Consider the following 15,399-nt stretch of genomic DNA (forward strand, 5'->3'; position numbering starts at 1 on the left):
TGATCGCCGCTGCTTTCCAATCGGACGGCGTATCGCTGCAGAACGACAAAACAAAAGTCCGCAGCGGCATGGCAGCCAACGCATGACATCAGGAGCTTCGGCGTGAACGGCAGATTGACAACGCATGTCCTCGATATCGCGACGGGCCGTCCCGCCGCCGGCATGGCATTGACGCTCGAGCGGGTGAACGAGAAGGGCGGCACCGAAGCGCTGGGACGGTGGACGACCAATGCGGATGGCCGATGCGATGCACCGCTGCTGCAAGGCGACGCATTGATCGAAGGCCAATATCAACTGTGTTTTGCCGCAGGCGATTACTTTCGGGCGCAGGCCGCGACGGCAGACCTCGCCGAGCCCCGTTTCGTCGACGTCGTGGTGTTGCGCTTCGGGATCGCCGATGCGCTCGCCCACTACCACGTGCCCTTGCTTGTCTCGCCATGGGCCTACAGCACCTATCGCGGAAGCTGAACGCATAAATGAGATGGAACGAGGAAGAGATCTGATGAAAACGCAAGCGCTGGATATCATCGTCGCGGGCGCCGGCATCGGTGGCCTCGGGGCCGCGTTGGCGTTGCAGCGCGCCGGCCATCGTGTGCGCGTGCTGGAGCGCACGCAGGCACTGCGGCCGGTCGGCGCGGCAATCTCGATTTGGCCGAACGGTGTTCGCGTCCTGCGCGCCCTCGGCGTGGGCGCGCCGATCGACGCCGCGGCGGGCATGATGGAGCGGATGGCTTACCACGACAGAGAGGGCCGATTGATGGCCCGATTCTCTTTGCAGCCGCTCTACGATGCGGTGCGCGAACGGGCGAAGCCGATCGCGCGGATGACGCTGCAGCGCTTGCTGCTCGATGTGGTGGGGGAGCAGCACGTGCAACTGGGCGCGCGCTGCGAACGCTATGAGCAGGATGAAGACGGCGTAAAGGTGCAACTGGCGGATGGCCGCACGTTGCGAGCCGACCTGTTCGTGGTATCGGACGGCAGCCGTTCGCAATTGCGCAATCAGGTGGCGGGGGAGCCTATTCCAAGACGCTATCGCGGCTATATCAACTGGAACGGCCGGATCCGCATCGCGCCTGAACTCGGTGCGCCCGACGAGTGGACGCAGTATGTGGGTGATCATCAACGCGTGTCGTTGATGCCGATGGGCGGTGGCGAGTTTTATTTTTTCTTCGACGTGCCGGTCGCGGATCCCGCCATGCTCGGCATTCCGTTCGAGCGCGGCGCCGTGAACCCGATGCCGGATCCGGCGACGGCGGCGATCGCACACCTGGCGTCCGGCGACGATCCCGAACGTCATCGCCGCGTGCTATCCCATTATTTCGACGGCTGGCCCGCCCCGGTCCGCTACTTGATCGACAATATGGATCCCTCGCTGATTGCCAGCGTGGCCATTCACGATACGGACCTGGTGCCGACGCTAGCGGACGGTCGTGTCGTCATGATCGGCGATGCGGCGCATGCGATGGCGCCCGATCTGGGGCAGGGGGGGTGCCAGGCGTTGGAGGATGCATGGGTGTTGGCGCGCGCACTCGATGCGGACGCGGCGACGGATATCGCCGCGGCATTGCGTGACTACGAGCAACAGCGCTTGCCCCGCGTGCACAGCATCGTCGAACGGGCGCGCAAGCGTGCGGCAGTGATCCACGGCGATGATCCGGCGCAGACCCAGGCATGGTATGACGCATTACGGATGGAAACCGGCGCCGAGGTGATCGCCGGCTTACAGAAGACCGCGGAAGGCGGCCCGCTGTAAAGCGGTCGGATCGAGACGCGAACGAAGCGCCTCTCGATGCTGCCGCCATTACGCCGTGAAAAACGTACTCAGCCCCATGCCGCGCAGTCCCTTTCGATAGGCGATGGAACTGCGATCCGCCGGAATATGCGCTTCGAACGACGGATCGAGCGGCAACCACTCCGGACGTTGCGCCTCGACGATCCAGCGATCTTCCTCGAAGACGCGGCGATTGAATTCATGCACGGCCGAGACGGGCAGATCCAGATCGAAATTCCGCGCGATCGGCGCGAACAGCCGTGTCTTGCGTGCCGATACCGGAGACGCCGCGTTCATGATGACCAGTCGGCCGTCATCGGGAAAGTGCACTGTCAAGGTTGCCGTAAACGGCAGATGCACCTCGAAATGCCTGAGCCATTCATAGCCCTCCGGAATCGGCTTGTCGACCCCTACCGGATAGTTGCCGACATGACTGCGATAGTCGGCGATGAAACCCTTGTCGCTGGGCACCGGGGTATAGGCCGGCACTTCGGTGTTTTCGGGATCGCCGAACGTGCCGGTATGGATCCAGCCGAAATGGGCCACATCGAGAAAGCCTTCCATCTGGCGTCCGGCAAAACCGGCGACGTCGAATGCGGGGCAATTGATCTGCTGAAACCCGGCATCGTTCCAATGCGGCATGTCCGGAATATCCGCTTCCACCGCGGCCGGATCGAGGCCGCGCTGTGCCAGGCAGGTCCAGATCAGGCCATAGCGTTCGACCGCGGGATAGGTGATCAATTGCAGCTTGGGCGCAATGGTTGCAGTGGGGCTGGCCGGAATGTGAACGCAACGGCCGTTGGCGCCGAATTTCAAGCCGTGATAGGCGCAGGCGATCGTATCGCCGTCGCGTTTGCCCATGCTTAGCGGTACGCCGCGATGCGGGCAGACGTCGCGGCCGACCACGATGCCATTCTTGCAGCGGTAGATGACGAGGGGCTCATCGAGCAACATCGTTGCCACGGGCGCGTCGCCGATATCGGCGGCAACGGCGATGGGATACCAGTGCTGCGCGAGGATGGCCCAGTCTTCCGGAACGAAGGTATTGCGGATCGGCGGAATGAGTTGCGCGAGGACGTCGTTCATAAGGGGCGTGGACAGTCGTTTTGTATGAGGGGCCGTTTCCCGAAACACGGGGATACGGCTTGACTATACGGTGTCGATGCGTTGAAATAAATCTCAGAATATTCGACGACGTGTTGCAAAAAACAGCACAGGGAGCCCCATGCTATTGATGTCCCGATTTGCGAAGTATTTCGCTGTGGTGAGTAAGGCGGGCAGCATTCGCAGGGCATCCGAGACCTTGCATGTCTCGCCGTCCGCCATCGATCGGCAGCTTTTGCAGGCGGAAGAGGATTTGGGGGTGCCGCTGTTCGAGCGCGTGCCGGGCGGCTTGCGCCTGACCGCTGCGGGCGAGTTGGTGGCGGATACGCTGCGGCGCTGGTCGAAGGACCATGGGCGCCTGCTTTCTCAAATTGAGGATCTGCAAGGGCTGAAGCGGGGACACGTCCAGGTCGCCGTCATCGATGCACTCGCCGAAGGGCTGGTGCCCGACGTGGTCGAGGCCGCCGCCGTCGCGTTTCCAGGCGTGACGGTGGGAGTGCGGGTCTTGGATAACGAGGCGGTCGCGCAGCAGGTAGCATCGGGCGACGTCGATCTTGGACTGCTGCTTTGGCCGCCGGTATCGCACGCGACGCAAGGCATCCAGGTGCGCGCGTCGATACCGGTGCCGTTGGGGCTGGCCGTGCCGATCGATCATCCGTTGGCGCGGCGCACGGCGTTATCGGTTGCCGATACGCTGCCGTTCCGAATCATCGTACCCGGCGCGCCGCTCGTGATCCATGAGCAGACCAAGGCCTTGTATCGCCAACATCGCGTCGATGTCGACCAATTCATGACCTGCAACAACACGCAATTGATCCGCGCGTTGGTGCGCAAGCGGACTGGTGTCGGCGTGTTGAGCTGGATCGATGCGGCCGCCGATGTATTGCAGGGGCGGCTGGCCTTCGTCCCGTTTCAGGCATCGCGGATACCGACTTTGGCGCTGAGTCTATGTGTGTCCACGCACAGTCAGCCGTCGCGCGCCGCGCGAGAATTGATGCAGCGCTTCGAGGAAGCGATGCAAGTCTATTCGCCGGTAGGGCGTCCTGAGCGTCCCGTGGTGGCCGAACGGCGCGACGGGGCAGGGAAGTCGGCACGCGCCGGCCGTGCCGCCCCGCGACGTGACGATGGGGCGAGCCAATGACGCGCGGATCAGAACTTCGTGCGCAGACCGATACCATAGGTCATGCCGGTCGACATATTGTCGTAGTGGTCGTACATATAGGCGGCGTAGATGTCGGTTGATTTCGAGAGACGGTAGTCATAGCCGACGGCCCAGGTCGAATGCGTCTGATTGAGGCCGCCCCCGTCGCGCGAGTAGACGTACGATGCCATCGCGCTGCCCAGACCGATGGGCGCCGACACGCCGCCCTGCAGCGTATTGACGTGCCAGCTGCCGACATCCTGCTCGTTCTGCGTGTACATGTACTGGCCGTAGAATTTCAGGAATTTCAGGTCATAGGTCATTCCGACCTGCGCGATGCCTTGGCTCCGCAATCCCAATATCGTCGCGTTGCCGCTGACGAGACTGCCGATGTCGCCTGGCGTGCTGTTGAAGTTCACATATTGATATACCGCGGTGGCGGCGAAAGCGCCGTGGAAGTAGAGCGCCTGTGCGCTCCACTTCTTCTTGCCGTTATTGCCCGCGCTGTCCCCGAACGCATACATGGCATTGCCGCTCAGGCCGTTATAATTCGGCGATGAGTATTGAATCGCGTTGTTCCAGCCAGAGTCGCCTACCGCGCCTTGATCCGTCGTATACGTCGGGAACGTCGAGAGCCCCAGGTAGACGTGATACACCATCGGCGAGAACGTGTACGAATCGGCGAAGGGATTGAACAGAATCGTCGAGACGAACAGTTCCGTCGTCAGCCGGCCTGCGGTGACCTTGCCGTACGGTGAATCGATTCCGACATAGGCGTTCCGCGCAAAAAAGGTATCGCCGGCAAAGCGACCGTATTGCCCGTTCTGCGCACGCAGGAAGCTTTCCAACGCGAACACCGCTTTATACCCACCGCCCAGATCTTCCGCGCCTTGCATGCCCCAGAACGACGTGGACATCCCCCCGCCGCTGACGTTCCATGCCGTTTTGTTCGCCGGGAAGCGGGTAACGCCGACCCATTCGTCGACCTGTCCATACAGCGTCACATTGGATTGCGCCGATGCCGGCGTTGCGGTCACCGCGGCGGCAGCAGTCAGAGCGGTGAGGGCGACGTTGACGGCGCATGCCTTAACGGAAATGCGACGCGCGCGGCGGACGACTGGTTTCATACGATCTCCTGAGGGACAAGATGGGGCGTCGACGATGACTGGTCAATTGATCGTCTTACGCGAGGCGCTTTGTTTTTAGCGTCACCATCTTTGCGGACCATTTTTAAGAAAAAAAATCGGTCTGCTTATCCGCGGTATACAGATTTTTATATATCTTTTCAGAGTCCGTTACCGATCCCGGACACCTTGACGGCAGGGGGACTGCGCGGCGCGGGACCATATTTTGCGCACCGTAAAGCTTGTCAATAAACTGACAGGAGCGCTGCGATGACCGGCAACTATAGCAATCCGTCGCAAGACGACAATCGCCGCGAGGGCGCGGGAGGCATCGAACGTCCAAGCGGACCGCAAGGACCGGTTTCGAATGATGCGCTGACCCACGGCGAGCACGTGCAGCAAGCGTCGCTTGCCGCACAATACGAACCCGATCCCTATGATTTGCAAAGATTTCTCGACGCACAGTCGCGAGATTTCGACGTCGCACGCGATGAATTAAAAGCGGGTCGGAAGCAGAGCCATTGGATTTGGTACATGTTTCCGCAGGCGGCGGGGCTGGGACACAGTGCGATGGCGCAGCATTACTCGATCGTGTCGATCGACGAAGCGCGCGCGTATCTGGACCATCCGATCCTCGGCCCACGCCTGGTCGAGCTGACCAGCATCGTCAACGGGCTTGCCGGGACCGATGCGAACGCGATTTTCGGCAGCCCCGACGATATGAAATTCCGCTCGTCGATGACGTTATTTCTACTGGCATCCGAAGGACGCGGTAGCGAAGGATACGCCGCCGCTTTCCGCCGTGCGCTCGAACGCTACCAGGGCGGCCTGCTTGACAACGCGACGATGCGCCTGCTTCGCTTGTAGATCCCCAGCGCGCGACCGAGCGAGCGGGCGAGGGCTTGGCATCGTCAGAATTGAATCGTCGACTTCATCCCGGCGAAGAACGCATTGTGATTTTGGGATGTGCCGCCAGGGTGGACGACGTACTGTAACGTCGGCTGCAGCGAGACGAAGCGCAGGGCTTGCCACGCATAATACAGTTCGGTCGTGTACTCATAGCCGTGGCCCACTGACGTTGCGTCGTCCGGGTGCAGCGCGTTGTACGCCGCCTGATACTCCGCTTCACGACTGCTGGTGTGGGTGGCGGCAAAGCCGAGACCAACACGGTCACCAATCTGATGCCATGGATTTTGATATTCGGCCGAGACGGTCATCTGCCGGTCGAGTACCGACGTTGCGCGATCGCCCATCACCCCGCGGAATCCGACGGTCAGCCCTTCACCCCCATTGCTGCCTGTCAGCCGTTGGGACGCCGCAACCCAGGCGTTGTAGCTATTGCCGGACTGTCTAGCGGCCAAGCCGGAGACGGCGCGTTGCCCACCGTCGATATCGGTCGTGATCTCCGGCATGCCCCCGGTATTGATCATCGCGCCTACGCGGTAGCTGCCTTCCATGCCGCCTAGCTTGGGTGTCCAACGGAACTCCAGCGGCAGGACGATGCCGTCCGTGCCATGCGGGTTCATCGGTTTCCAGGCGTTGCTGCGCTCCCAAGTCGCGTCGTAATAGGTGGGGTTTTGTTGAAAGACGCCGAAACCGATTTGCGTGCTCGCCGAGGTGTGCAAGGTCGCGTTGGCCATCCATACGCTGCCCGGATGGCTCATCCAATAGCTGCCATACAGATTCGCGCCCTGCGTTCCGCACAGGGAAAGGTTCACAAAGGTGCAGGCCGAGGCATCGTAATAATCGCCTTCGCTTCCGCGGCCGGCGAGGAGTTCGAGACGTCCGTCGAAGAAGGTTCGGCCGAGCGTCAGCTGCGTGAGCCAGGTGGTCTGGCCGCGCCCATAGATTTCTTGCGACTGTTGGCTCGTGCCGATGCCTGCGTCCGCATCGACGCTACGGCCGAAGCGATTCGTCAGCACCATCGTGAACGTCGTGTGATGGATGCCCCAGAGACGGTCCAGATCGGCTGTCACGCCCGCCGACAGCTCAGTGGACGCGCGCGTCAGATGGTCGTTCCCGCCGCTGAAGTTGTGCATCAACTCATCGGTCAACGAGAATTTAAACGTGATGCCGCGGTCGGCGAGACGCGTGCGCGCACCGTCCCAATCGCCGAATAGATAGGGGCGATCGGCAATGGTCCCCGTCAACGCTGCCGGTGGCTGCGCGTAGGCGGGCAGGCTGCACAAAAGGGTTGCGGTCAGTGCCGCCATGCGCGGCATCGGGCTCATCGATGCAAGCCTTTTCATTTTTGATGTGTCGGACGAGGAGGGTGCTGACCGCGTATCGGTCGACTTGCGGGTACGAAAGACACGGCTGATGCGGGGCTGCAATGCGGGATTTGACGATTTATCGTCCATGGTTCTCTGTTGATAATCGTTCTGCAATAAAAGAGGGGCACGTCTACGACTCGTTGCCCTGCTGCCTCATTACCTTAACGGATATAAGCCGATATTGCAGAGCGTGCATTAATGCGCGAGGTATCTTGAAAATGACGCGTCAATGCCTTACGCCGGGTGGGACGTCGCGCAAGCGGCATCGTCAAGCGTTGCATCACCTGACATTGCGCGAACAGCCGACATCATGCGCGATGAGCGCCGCCGGATAGCCACCGGCTATGCCAATTGATGTTTCGCCACCCCCACCTGTGAGAGAATTGCTTGCAGAGACACGGCCCGAGCGAGCTGCGTGGCATCCAGCCGGGCGCAGAGGTCGGGGTCGTTGCTCCGCTCGGCTATCGAGCGGAGTCAAAACGAGAGCATGACAATGACGGCCAGAACGGACTTTCCCATCGTGGGCATCGGCGCCTCTGCCGGCGCGGTGGAGGCCTTGGAAGGCTTTTTTCGCGGGCTGACTTCATCGCCAGGGCTGGCCGTGGTGATCGTCACCCACCTAGGCCCGGATCGTAAAAGCATGTTGCCGGAGATCGTCGCGCGCTATACCAGCATGCCAGTGTCGACGATCGTCGATCGCGGCACAATCGAGATCGACACCGTCTATCTGCTGTCCACGCGCGCAATCGTCGCTATTGCGGACCGGACCTTTCAACTGACCTTGGAAGGGCCGAGTCAACCGGAGCGCAACCCGATCGACTTTTTTCTCAGCAGCTTGGCCAATGATGTGGGCGAAGCGGCTGTCGGTGTGGTTCTGTCCGGTGGTGATTCCGATGGTACTTTGGGTCTACGCGCGATCAAGGAACGCGGCGGGCTGACGATGGCGCAAGTGAGTGATGACGACGGCCCTGCACATCCGGCCATGCCTTCCAGCGCCATCGCCAGCGGCGTGGTCGACTTCGCCTTGCCGGTGAATGCGATGGGAGCGAAGCTTGCCCGCTTTGCCGACGGATCGTTTACGCTGACCGAAAACGCAGGCGAGTCCGCGGAGATCGAGGAGTGCGAGGAAGCGCGACTGGCAATCTATACGATCCTACGAAACCAGGTCGGCCACGACTTCAGCGGCTATAAGATCAAGACCTTCCTGCGGCGCGTGCAGCGCCGCATACAGGTTCTGGAAGTCCCTTCGCTAGAGCGCTATATTGATCGCCTGAACGCGGATCCCCAAGAGGTGTCCGCGCTGTTCAGGGATCTGCTGATCAACGTGACCGCCTTTTTCCGTGATCCCCAGGCATTCGAAGCGCTGACCGATGTCGTGCTGCCGAAGCTGTTCGAAGGCCGGGGCCGCAAAGACACCGTCCGGGTCTGGGTGCCGGGCTGTGCAACGGGAGAAGAGGTCTATTCGATCGCGATGTTGTTACGCGAGCAGATGGACAAGCTCGATCAGGCGCCGCGGGTGCAGATCTTCGCCACCGACATCGACGATCAGGCGCTGTCGATCGCGCGCGCCGCACGCTATCCCCAGCCGCTGCTCGACGGCGTCTCGGAAAAAAGGCGTAGCCGATTCTTCGTTAAGGATGTCAACACCTATGTGGTCGCCAAGGAAGTCCGAGATTTATGCATCTTTTCGCCGCATAGCTTGATTCGTGAGCCCCCTTTTTCGCGCATCGACCTCGTATCGTGTCGCAATCTGCTGATCTATTTCGGCACGGATGTCCAGAACCAGGTCATTCCCACGTTCCACTACGCATTGCGAGCGGATGGATATCTGTTTCTAGGCACCTCGGAGAATGTCAGTCAATTCGACGAGCTGTTTAGTCCGGTCGATAAAAAGCACCGTATTTTCAAACGGCGCGCCGACGTTGCGCCGCAGGTTCGTTTGCCGTTGACGGTCGCGGCGCTGAAGGTGGGCTATATCTCATCGCTGACGCCGACGCGGGCGCCGCTCGGCGGGGCGTCGCTGCGTCTTGCGGTCGACAGCCATATGCTCGACCGTTTCACGCCGCCTCATGTGCTGGTGACGCGCGATGCCGATGTGGTCTATTACTCCAATCGCACCGGCAAATATCTCGAAGCGGCGCCGGGCGTGCCGACGCGACAACTGTTCGCGATGGCACGCAAGGGATTGGGGTTGGAACTGCGCGCGCTGTTCCGTGAAGCGGTGGAATCAGGCCGCGCCATGACGCGTGAAGGCGTGGTCGTCGAGGGGGAGGATGGACGGGTGCAGGTGACGAATCTCACCGTGCAGCCCTTCAGCGATCCGACGCACGGCGATCAGATGTATCTGGTCGTGTTCGAGGACCAGGGCCCCGTGCTGACCCGGGAGGAAGCGGTCTTCCGTGCGCAGGCGATCAACGACGGCAGCGCGGCGCAATTCGAAAAGGAATTGCGCGACACCCGCGAACGCCTGCAGTCGATGATGGAGGAATACGAGACGGCCCTGGAGGAGTTGAAGTCCTCGAACGAGGAACTCGTTTCCCTCAACGAGGAGCTGCAGTCGTCCAACGAAGAGTTGGAAGCATCCAAGGAAGAATTGGTTTCCCTCAATGAAGAGCTGCACACCGTCAATCTCGAATTAAACGGGAAGATCGATGCGCTTGATCGATCGAACAGCGATCTGCAGAATCTCTTCGAAAGTACGTCGGTGGCAACGGTATTTCTGGATAGGAATCTGGTCATCCGTTCTTTCACGCCGGCGATGGCGGGGATCTTTCATATTCGTTCGATCGACCGCGGTCGGCCGATTACCGACTTGGTCAGTCGACTGGATCTGCCGGGATTGCAAGCCGATATCGCTCGGGCGTTCCGCAGCGACGAACCACTCGAGCGGCAGGCAAACAGCACCGATGGCACGGCGCATTTCCTCGTCCGTCTGGCGCCGTATCGAGACGGCGAACGTAAATCCGATGGCGTCGTGATTTCCTTTGTCGATATCACCGGGATGGTGCTTGCAGAGCAACGGCAGGATGTCTTGATCGGCGAACTGCAGCATCGGACGCAAAATCTGCTGACCGTGATTCAGTCGATTGCAGAACAAACCTTGGCGTCGGATCGCATGCTCGGGGCATTTACCGATCGTCTGGCCGCGCTGGGGCGCTTGCAGGGTTTCATCGGTCAGCCCGAGCGTGACCTTGTCGATATCAACGAGATCATTCGACTCGAATTCGATGCGCTCGGCGTGGCGGGCAGTGCCCGCATCACATTAAATGGGCCGCACGTGTTGTTGGGTTTCCGGAATATCCAGACGATTGCGCTGGTCTTGCACGAGCTGACGATCAATGCGGTGAATTACGGGGCGTTGCGCGACGCGAATGCGCATCTGGCGCTGTCCTGGCGTGTCGAATCCGTTGGGGACGCGCCGGACTATCTCTTTATCGATTGGATCGAAACGGGTCTGTCGATCCCGCCGGACGACAGCAAGGTGGGTTTTGGGCGCCAACTGATCGAGAAAGCGTTGAAGTTGACGCTGCGTGCCGATACCAAACTGCTGTTCCGGCCCGATGGGATTTCCTGCCATATCGTCATCCCGCTGATGTCGGACGACGAGGCCTTCGGCGGCGGCTGATTACGCCCGGCCTTGCGCCGGACGTCGCGACACTGTCTCGTTAAGCCAGTGTCGCGGCCGCGATGGGCGATCAGTAGTGAACGACGGAGCGGATCGATTTGCCGTCGTGCATCAGATCGAACGCTTCATTGATGCGGTCCAGCGGCATCGTATGCGTGACGAAGGGCGCGAGTTGGATTTCGTCCTTCATCGCATCCTCGACCATGCCCGGCAACTGGGAGCGGCCCTTGACGCCGCCGAAAGCCGTGCCTTTCCAGGTGCGTCCGGTCACCAGTTGGAACGGCCGCGTCGAGATTTCCTGGCCGGCGCCGGCCACACCGATGATGATCGACTGCCCCCAGCCGCGATGCGCGCTTTCCAGCGCCGCGCGCATCACGTTGACGTTGCCGATACATTCGAAGGTGTGATCAACGCCCCATCCGGTCATTTCGACAATGACTTGCTGGATCGGCTTCTCATAATCCTTGGGATTGAGGCAATCCGTCGCCCCGAAGAGCTGGGCGAGATCGAACTTCGACGGATTGGTGTCGATGGCGATGATGCGGCCGGCCTTGGCTTGTCGTGCGCCCTGGATCACCGCCAGACCGATGCCGCCGAGCCCGAAAACGGCGACGGTGTCGCCTTCCTGCACTTTCGCCGTGTTATGAACGGCACCGATGCCGGTCGTCACGCCGCAGCCCAGCAGGCAGACGTGCTCCGGATTGGCCGCCGGGTTGATCTTCGCCAGCGAGACTTCGGCCACGACCGTGTATTCGCTGAAAGTCGAGCAGCCCATATAGTGATAGATCGGCTGACCGTTGTAGGAGAAGCGGCTCGTGCCGTCCGGCATCACGCCCTGGCCCTGCGTCGCGCGCACGGCGACGCAGAGGTTGGTCTTTCCGGACTTGCAGAAGAGGCAGGTGCCGCACTCCGCCGTGTACAAGGGAATGACATGATCGCCCGGCACGACGCTGGTCACGCCTTCGCCGACCTCGACGACAATGCCGGCACCTTCGTGTCCCAGCACGACCGGGAAGAGGCCCTCGGGGTCGTCGCCCGACATCGTGAACGCGTCGGTATGACAGACGCCGGTGTGCGTGATCTTGATCAGTACCTCACCGGCGCGCGGCGGGGCCACGTCGATTTCGACGATCTCCAGGGGCTTGCCAGGAGCGAATGCAACAGCGGCTCTTGATTTCATGTGATTTCTCCGATTCAATGCGCCGACGGCAGGTTGGTTAACCCGGTTCAGCGGAGGTAGGAGCGTACGAGCGACACGACATCGTCGATCGACGCTCTTTGAGATTTCGAGGCCTCGCCCAACTGCGTGAATTCCTCGCGCAGATGACTTTCCAGCACGCCGGCCATCAGACCGTTGACAGCGCCGCGGACTGCGGCGATTTGCTGAAGAACCGGGCCGCAGTCGCTGCCTTCCTCGAGGGCTCTTTCCAACGCATCGACCTGGCCGCGCAAGCGTCGTACCCGTGTCAGGACGCGTTTTTTCTCTTCAGCGGTGTGTGGCATGTCGGGCGTCCTCCTTATACTTGGGGGGAGTATAAACCATCGGCCGCGGGAATATCGTAAAAGCGTGTTTACTGGCTTCGGGATCGCTTCGGTCGACTCGGCTTGTATTGTGCGAGCAGCATGGCGCGAAAACCCTGAGCCGCGGCGGAAAGCGGTCGGACCGTGGAGCTGACCAGAAACGCCTGGTATTCCATATGGGGCTTGAAAGACAGCACATGGAAGCCGAGGAAGGCGAATTCCTCGGCCACATCCCGTAATATCAAGGCCACGCCCAACCGTTCTGCAACCATATGACAGACGGTCGACGCCCACGGACTTTCCGCGCGCAACTTGCGCTCCACGCCGAGGGAATTGAATATCGTGTCGAGGTAGTTTCGGGTGGGACCGCGATCCGCCATTGCCACGAAATCCTCGCCAGAGAGATCCACCGGTTCGATGCTTTTTCGTCCGGCGAGCCGATGACCGTTTGGAACAATGCAAACAATGTCGGCGCGACAGATTTCTTCCGCTCTGATGCCATCCCGATCGGAAGCGCGAAGGGCGATGCCGAGATCGATGGTTTGGCGCGACACCGCATCGACGACGCTGTCCGTCGACATCGGTATCACCGACGTGAAGATCTGTTCCTTATTTTCGAGATATTGCGCCACCCTTCGCGTGATCCACCCTTCTGCAAACGCCGGAAACACGCCGATACGAAGGTAGCCGCGTCGGGTACTTCCGATTTCGCGGGCAATGTCGTTTAGATAGTCGATACCGCGATAGAACTGTCGGACTTCGGCAAAGAATATTTCGGATTCGGGGGTGGGAATCAGCCTGCCACGCCGTCTTTCGAAGGCGACGAAACCCGCTTCCATTTCGAAGCGCTCGATCATCCGGCTTACCGCCGGCTGCGACACGTTCAGATGTTGCGCTGCCGCAGTGATCGAGCCGTAGGTCATCACAGCGGCAAATACGTCCATTTGCTTCGCGTTTAGCTTGGCCATAGGGACACCTCAAATTTGGGTTGCTGCGTCTGCCGCATTATGCAGGTCATTACATTTGTTTGCTTTGATCGAACAAAATTCGAATAGATGTAATAATTTTTACTGCCTATATTTCCCTCACGTCATCGGGATAACCATCCGAGGGAAATCTTAGTGCACATTGATATTCAGAAACCACTGTCCGACGAGATGCGGGTACAGGACCCGTGCCGTGACGATGATCGGCCAGGTCGGCCAACACGGCCGCGTCAAATGATCCATACCCGCGCAAAAGCCTCGGATGTGTTGTGGTATGTCTTCGCGGCGATCATGGTCGTACTGGCGTGGGCGCTTTTCGTCGGCAATCCGCGTTGGCAATGGCCGGTCGTCGCGCACTATCTGTTCAGTGCGCGTGTGTTGAAGGGCCTGGGAAACACGCTGGTTCTCACGGGTTTATCGAGCCTGTTGGGCTTGGCTATCGGGGTGGTCGTTGCGGCATGTCGGATGTCGCGCCATCCGGTTCCGCGTGCCTTGGGGTTTCTCTATATATGGGTCATCCGCGCAACGCCCACCCTTGCCATGCTCCTTTTTCTGTTCTTCGTTTCCGCGCTAGTGCCGCGCGTGGCGCTCTCGCTTCCTTTATTGCACGTGACGCTCTTCGATGTAAGTACGAACCAGCTGATTTCTCGTTTCAGCGCGGCAATCATTGGTTTGGCGATATACCTGGGCGGTCATAGCGCGGAGATATTTCGGGCAGGCATCGCAGCGATAGATCGTGGGCAGAAGGAGGCGTGCAAAGCGCTGGGCATGAGCGATTTCCGGATGATGTGGCACGTGGTGGTGCCGCAAGTCGTCCGCATCATCATTCCGCCGCTATCGAACGAGCTGATCACGATGTTTAAAAATACATCGCTGGTTACGGTGATCGGTTATGTGGAATTGCTGACGACGGTTCAACTGATATACGCGACGAATTTCGAGACAATCCCCTTGCTGACCGTCGCGTGTGCCTGGTACTTGTTTCTGACCAGTCTGGCCATGTTCGTACAGAACCGATTGGAGCGTCACTTCGGAAAAGGGAGCGTGAGATGAATGCTGCGACGGATCAGGCCGGCGTGATGAGCGCGGGGGCGCCCTTGTTCGAAATGTGCGGAATCGGCAAATATTTCGGTGGGTTTGCCGCATTGAAGGATATCGATTTCTCCCTGACGAAGGGTGAGGTGGTTGCGATCATCGGGCCGTCGGGTTCCGGGAAAAGCACCTTGCTCCGTTGCATCAATATGCTGGAGCTGATCGATTTCGGGACGATGCGATTCAACGGCGCGGCGCTTGGTACGGAAATGCGCGGAGGGAAGTGCGTGCGCGCGGCAAAAAAAACGCTGGATGAACAGCGCCGCCACTTCGGTATGGTATTCCAAGGCTTTCATCTTTTTCCACACTACACGGTGCTGGAGAACGTCTTGGCCGGGCCGCGTATTGTCGGACGGAAAAAGAAGAAGACGGTGCTCGATCAGGGAGCGCGTCTATTGGCACGCGTCGGCCTTGCTGATCGCATGCATCATTATCCCGGGCAATTGTCCGGTGGGCAGAAACAGCGCGTGGCAATTGCGCGGGCGCTGGCGATGGAGCCCGACATCATGCTGTTCGACGAACCAACGAGCGCCTTGGATCCGGAGCTGGTAGGCGAGGTTCTCGACGTGATGCAGGAACTGGCGCTTGCCGGGACGACGATGGTCGTCGTCACCCACGAAATGGATTTCGCGCGCAAGGTCGCGAGCCGCGTGGTGTTGATGGATGGCGGGGAGATCGTCGACCAGGGAACGCCCGATGAAATGTTCGCCGGAGGCAGCACGGAGCGTTGCCGGCGCTTTATGACCCATCAACCAGGATAGG

Annotated in this window: 13 protein-coding genes; 7 read left to right on the forward strand and 6 right to left on the reverse strand. The window is 60.2% G+C overall.

Translation table 11 applies throughout. From position 1 onward, the window contains the following. Positions 1–102 precede the first annotated feature (102 nt). Both uraH and ABEG21_RS20060 read left to right on the forward strand, forming a co-directional pair. A complete protein-coding gene (gene uraH, locus ABEG21_RS20055) occupies positions 103–468 on the forward strand; it encodes a hydroxyisourate hydrolase (protein ID WP_347557181.1) in 366 nt (121 codons plus the stop codon). A gap of 34 nt (positions 469–502) precedes the next feature. After that, positions 503–1,753 (forward strand): FAD-dependent monooxygenase, encoded by a 1,251-nt coding sequence (locus tag ABEG21_RS20060; RefSeq protein ID WP_347557182.1) that lies wholly within the window; start codon positions 503–505, stop codon positions 1,751–1,753. A gap of 48 nt (positions 1,754–1,801) precedes the next feature. On the opposite strand, the gene ABEG21_RS20065 is transcribed toward ABEG21_RS20060, so the two are convergent. Next, positions 1,802–2,857, reverse strand: coding sequence for an aromatic ring-hydroxylating dioxygenase subunit alpha (locus ABEG21_RS20065; RefSeq protein ID WP_347557183.1), 1,056 nt, complete (start codon positions 2,855–2,857; stop codon positions 1,802–1,804). 139 nt (positions 2,858–2,996) lie between these two features. Here ABEG21_RS20065 and ABEG21_RS20070 point away from each other — a divergent pair, with 139 nt between their 5' ends. Next, positions 2,997–4,016, forward strand: a complete 1,020-nt coding sequence (locus tag ABEG21_RS20070; protein WP_347557184.1) for a LysR family transcriptional regulator — start codon at positions 2,997–2,999, stop codon at positions 4,014–4,016. Positions 4,017–4,024: 8 nt separating this feature from the next. On the opposite strand, the gene ABEG21_RS20075 is transcribed toward ABEG21_RS20070, so the two are convergent. Beyond that, the gene (locus ABEG21_RS20075) at positions 4,025–5,143 is read right to left on the reverse strand and encodes a porin (RefSeq protein ID WP_347557185.1); all 1,119 of its coding nucleotides are present in this window, start codon (positions 5,141–5,143) and stop codon (positions 4,025–4,027) included. A 267-nt stretch (positions 5,144–5,410) separates the two neighbouring features. Here ABEG21_RS20075 and ABEG21_RS20080 point away from each other — a divergent pair, with 267 nt between their 5' ends. Next, the gene (locus ABEG21_RS20080; RefSeq protein ID WP_347557186.1) at positions 5,411–6,007 is read left to right on the forward strand and encodes a DUF1810 domain-containing protein; all 597 of its coding nucleotides are present in this window, start codon (positions 5,411–5,413) and stop codon (positions 6,005–6,007) included. A gap of 44 nt (positions 6,008–6,051) precedes the next feature. On the opposite strand, the gene ABEG21_RS20085 is transcribed toward ABEG21_RS20080, so the two are convergent. After that, a complete protein-coding gene (locus ABEG21_RS20085) occupies positions 6,052–7,371 on the reverse strand; it encodes a carbohydrate porin (RefSeq protein ID WP_347557187.1) in 1,320 nt (439 codons plus the stop codon). Between the two features lie 535 nt (positions 7,372–7,906). Between ABEG21_RS20085 and ABEG21_RS20090 the strand changes: the two genes are divergently transcribed. Further along, positions 7,907–11,038, forward strand: coding sequence for a CheR family methyltransferase (locus tag ABEG21_RS20090; protein ID WP_347557188.1), 3,132 nt, complete (start codon positions 7,907–7,909; stop codon positions 11,036–11,038). A 70-nt stretch (positions 11,039–11,108) separates the two neighbouring features. On the opposite strand, the gene ABEG21_RS20095 is transcribed toward ABEG21_RS20090, so the two are convergent. The 3 genes from ABEG21_RS20095 to ABEG21_RS20105 all read right to left on the reverse strand — a co-directional run bounded on the left by ABEG21_RS20095 (position 11,109) and on the right by ABEG21_RS20105 (position 13,527). After that, positions 11,109–12,218, reverse strand: coding sequence for an S-(hydroxymethyl)glutathione dehydrogenase/class III alcohol dehydrogenase (locus ABEG21_RS20095; RefSeq protein WP_347557189.1), 1,110 nt, complete (start codon positions 12,216–12,218; stop codon positions 11,109–11,111). Between the two features lie 47 nt (positions 12,219–12,265). Beyond that, positions 12,266–12,541, reverse strand: a complete 276-nt coding sequence (gene frmR, locus ABEG21_RS20100) for a formaldehyde-responsive transcriptional repressor FrmR (protein WP_347557190.1) — start codon at positions 12,539–12,541, stop codon at positions 12,266–12,268. Between the two features lie 68 nt (positions 12,542–12,609). Beyond that, complete coding sequence (locus tag ABEG21_RS20105) at positions 12,610–13,527, reverse strand: LysR substrate-binding domain-containing protein (protein WP_347557191.1); 918 nt, start codon at positions 13,525–13,527, stop codon at positions 12,610–12,612. A gap of 252 nt (positions 13,528–13,779) precedes the next feature. On the opposite strand from ABEG21_RS20105, the gene ABEG21_RS20110 reads away from it, so the two are divergent. Further along, positions 13,780–14,598, forward strand: coding sequence for an amino acid ABC transporter permease (locus tag ABEG21_RS20110; RefSeq protein ID WP_347557192.1), 819 nt, complete (start codon positions 13,780–13,782; stop codon positions 14,596–14,598). A gap of 26 nt (positions 14,599–14,624) precedes the next feature. Continuing rightward, a complete protein-coding gene (locus ABEG21_RS20115; RefSeq protein ID WP_347558095.1) occupies positions 14,625–15,398 on the forward strand; it encodes an amino acid ABC transporter ATP-binding protein in 774 nt (257 codons plus the stop codon). The last annotated feature ends 1 nt before the right edge of the window (position 15,399 follow it).

It is taken from the genome of Robbsia sp. KACC 23696, from assembly GCF_039852015.1.
Lineage (GTDB): Bacteria > Pseudomonadota > Gammaproteobacteria > Burkholderiales > Burkholderiaceae > Robbsia.

Coding starts and splice junctions, on each gene's coding strand:
- ABEG21_RS20115 (WP_347558095.1), top strand. CDS start 14,625: ATGAGCGCGGGGGCGCCCTTGTTCGAAATGTGCGGAATCGGCAAATAT.
- frmR (WP_347557190.1), bottom strand. CDS start 12,541: ATGCCACACACCGCTGAAGAGAAAAAACGCGTCCTGACACGGGTACGA.
- ABEG21_RS20060 (WP_347557182.1), top strand. CDS start 503: ATGAAAACGCAAGCGCTGGATATCATCGTCGCGGGCGCCGGCATCGGT.
- ABEG21_RS20110 (WP_347557192.1), top strand. CDS start 13,780: ATGATCCATACCCGCGCAAAAGCCTCGGATGTGTTGTGGTATGTCTTC.
- ABEG21_RS20065 (WP_347557183.1), bottom strand. CDS start 2,857: ATGAACGACGTCCTCGCGCAACTCATTCCGCCGATCCGCAATACCTTC.
- ABEG21_RS20090 (WP_347557188.1), top strand. CDS start 7,907: ATGACGGCCAGAACGGACTTTCCCATCGTGGGCATCGGCGCCTCTGCC.
- ABEG21_RS20095 (WP_347557189.1), bottom strand. CDS start 12,218: ATGAAATCAAGAGCCGCTGTTGCATTCGCTCCTGGCAAGCCCCTGGAG.
- ABEG21_RS20080 (WP_347557186.1), top strand. CDS start 5,411: ATGACCGGCAACTATAGCAATCCGTCGCAAGACGACAATCGCCGCGAG.
- ABEG21_RS20075 (WP_347557185.1), bottom strand. CDS start 5,143: ATGAAACCAGTCGTCCGCCGCGCGCGTCGCATTTCCGTTAAGGCATGC.
- ABEG21_RS20070 (WP_347557184.1), top strand. CDS start 2,997: ATGCTATTGATGTCCCGATTTGCGAAGTATTTCGCTGTGGTGAGTAAG.
- ABEG21_RS20085 (WP_347557187.1), bottom strand. CDS start 7,371: ATGAGCCCGATGCCGCGCATGGCGGCACTGACCGCAACCCTTTTGTGC.
- ABEG21_RS20105 (WP_347557191.1), bottom strand. CDS start 13,527: ATGGCCAAGCTAAACGCGAAGCAAATGGACGTATTTGCCGCTGTGATG.